At 22.9% G+C, this 3090-nt stretch carries 3 protein-coding genes and 1 pseudogene; all 4 read left to right on the top strand.

Going from position 1 to position 3090, the window contains the following annotated elements:
- A partial coding sequence (locus CSGHG_RS19720; protein WP_052314779.1) for a PH domain-containing protein occupies positions 1–615 on the top strand: 615 nt, incomplete at its 5' end.
- 85 nt (positions 616–700) lie between these two features.
- A pseudogene (locus CSGHG_RS19715) lies at positions 701–1391 on the top strand (tRNA (adenine(22)-N(1))-methyltransferase).
- Positions 1382–2197, top strand: coding sequence for a Nif3-like dinuclear metal center hexameric protein (locus CSGHG_RS02945; protein WP_010292551.1), 816 nt, complete (start codon positions 1382–1384; stop codon positions 2195–2197). Before CSGHG_RS19715 ends, CSGHG_RS02945 begins: the two are co-directional and overlap by 10 nt.
- Positions 2198–2965: 768 nt before the next feature.
- Positions 2966–3090: CPC_1213 family protein (locus tag CSGHG_RS24540; protein WP_010292548.1), on the top strand; the 125-nt coding region annotated here is incomplete at its 3' end.

Raw genomic sequence — 3090 nt, 5'->3', positions numbered from 1 at the left:
ATTAATGAAAAAGAAATTTTAATTATTGGTTTTAACGGATTAAAAAAGATTAGAATTTCAATAGATGAAATAGAGGGTTATACTAAAGCAAAAGGCAATATAAAGGGAGTAAAGCTTTCAGGAATAGCAACACATAATTTTGCATTAGGAAGAAGCGTTATTAAAAAAATAGGTACTACAAGAATGTTTGTCACCAATAATAACCAAGTTATATATTTAAAAACTAAAGAAATAAATTATGCGATATCGCCTGAAAACATAGAAGACTTTGAAAAAAATATTGAAGGAAAAAATATTCATTTAATAGAATGGGAAGGTAAATTTAATAAAATTCATAAGATATACAAAGAATGGAGATTTAAAGTACCAATAATATTAACAGGAATAGTAATAGTAATTTTAATTTTAAATCCATTGATTTTATATTTAATGGAAAGATTACCGGATATTATGCCTATTACCTTTGATGCTAAATTTAATGTGGTTAAAGTCGGCACTTCTAAGGAGTTTGCTTCAGCACAAATGACTTATGGAGTTCTTAATATGGCGTTGTTCTTCTGTATGTACTATGCTGCATATTTTTATGCTAAGTATGATAAAAAAAGTAGCGTATAGATATTTATATGTTCCTCTAGTTATAGCTTTGTTATTTTTATTTATACAAATTAAAATATTGATAGGTTAGTAAAGGATGATACAAATGAATTTAAGTGATAGATTAAAAACTATAAGCGAAATGATAGATAATAATACAAAAACTATAGTAGATGTAGGAACAGATCATGGTTATATTCCTATATATCTTGTAAAAAATAAAAAATAAATTATGCAATAGCATCAGATATAAACAAAGGACCTGTAGAAAAGGCAAAATTAAATATAAAAAATTATAATTTAGAAAATATGATTAATTGTAGATTAGGTGGAGGACTTACAACAATAAAAAAAATGAAGTTGAAGTAGCCATAATAGCTGGTATGGGTGGAAATTTAATTAGGGATATAATAGAAAATAGTTTGGATATATTCAAAAAATTAGATTATGTTATTTTACAACCAGTTCAAAATCCAGAAGTTTTAAAAGAATATATATATAGTAAAGGCTATGATATTTTAGATGAAGAATTGGTGAAAGAAGATGGTAAATTTTATGAAATATTTAAAATTAGATATAATAATAATATAAAAGAAATAGAAAATATATATTATGAAATAAGTGAAATTTTATTGAAGAAAAAACATCCAGTTATGAAAGAATATTTAAATTTTAAACTTGAAAAATATATAAAAATATGTGATGGGTTAAAATTAAATAGTGAAGGGTCTATAAGTAGAAAAAAAGAATTAGAATTTAAAGTAAGTAAAATAAAGGAGTTTTTAGAATGTCTTTAAAGGTTAAGGATATAATAAAAATAATGGAACAATATGCTCCCACAAAATTAAAAGAAGACTATGATAATGTAGGTTTAATGATTGGAGATAAAGAAAAGCAAATAACAAAAATATTAGTGGCTTTAGATACTACTTTAGATGTAATTGAAGAAGCAAAAGAAAAACAATGTAATTTTATATTGAATCATCATCCAATATTATTTTTAAAACCTAAAAGTATAACTACAGATACATTATTAGGAAAAAAGATAATAAATCTTATAAAAAATGATATAAATGTTTATGCAAGTCATACAAATTTGGATTCAGTTGAAAATGGAATTAATGAAATGGCAACTAGGATTTTAGGATATGATAAATTTAGGGTTTTAGATTGTAGTAAAGCTTTAGGTTATAATGATGGAAAACATGGCATAGGTAGATTAGTAAAACTAGAACAAAGCATTTCATTGAAAGAACTTTGTATAAAAGTTAAAAAAAGTTTTAATGCATCTAATATAAGATATACCGGTGATGAAGAAAAATTAATAAAAACTATAGCTATAATAAATGGCAGTGGACAAGATTACTTAAGTCTAAGTAAAGCAAAAGGTGCAGATTGTATAATAACAGGAGATACAACGTATCATTACATAAGTGATATAAAAGAAGAAGGTATAGCAGTAATAGATGCAGGACACTTTGTTACAGAATGGCTACCAATGGTGGCATTTAGTAAAAAATTTGAAGAAATTTTAAGAAATAATGGATTTAATAATGAAGTAATTGTATCGGAAAAAACAGTTGATCCATATAAATATGTTTGAATATAAAGCTCTAAGCTAGCATTAGCTTAGAGTTTTATATTTTCAATTTAAGAAAATATTTGTATAAGTTATTATATTTATATAACTTTGGTTCATTTTGCATTTTAAATTATTGAATATAAAGTTTTATGAAGCACATAATAAGAATATAATCAACTCACAAACTAATTAATAAAAATAGTTATTTAAATATAATTATTAAAGTATATAGTTTTAACTGAGTTGATATAGGGTTTTAACCTATATTTTAAACATAAATTTAAAGTTGTAGGATACCCGATAAATAGTTACTTTAATTTTAATATTATATATTAAAGTAATTATTATATTAATCTTTTAAATTAACATAAACATATTAGTTTAAGAAGAGAAAGTAATTTTTATAAAGGTAAGAAAATTAAATTTAATTTAAGACTATTATTATTTATACTATTACCAAACAACTTCTGTTTTATGTTTATGTTAAAGATTAATATAAAATTAGTTAGTTATAATTTTATAGCTAACTATAGAAATATATTATTTAATATTTAAACCTATAATTATAATTTGTGTAGTATTAGTTTTCACCTAAAGAAAAAGTAATATAAATACTACTTAATTAAAAACTAAATAACTTTTCCTAAGATAAACATGTATACTATATAGAATAGATTGATTATTGAATATAGGGTTAAAATATTTTATAAAATATTTCTGATGTTAGGAGTATTAAGATATTTAATTTTAATACTCCTATAATTAAATTTTAAGAGAGGTTGATTACCGATGGGAAATAAAATGAAAAAGAAAAAGAATAATGGACACAAACATGTTGATCATGACCCAAGAACTGAAAGTGCTAAGGCTGTTTTTGGTGAACCAAAGGCTAAAGAATACAATCCAACTGATTT

Source organism: Clostridium senegalense JC122 (assembly GCF_000285575.1).
GTDB classification, from domain to species: domain Bacteria; phylum Bacillota; class Clostridia; order Clostridiales; family Clostridiaceae; genus Clostridium_J; species Clostridium_J senegalense.
Note: the sequence above shows the minus strand (reverse complement) of the source record. Positions and strands in the feature narration are given on the sequence as shown.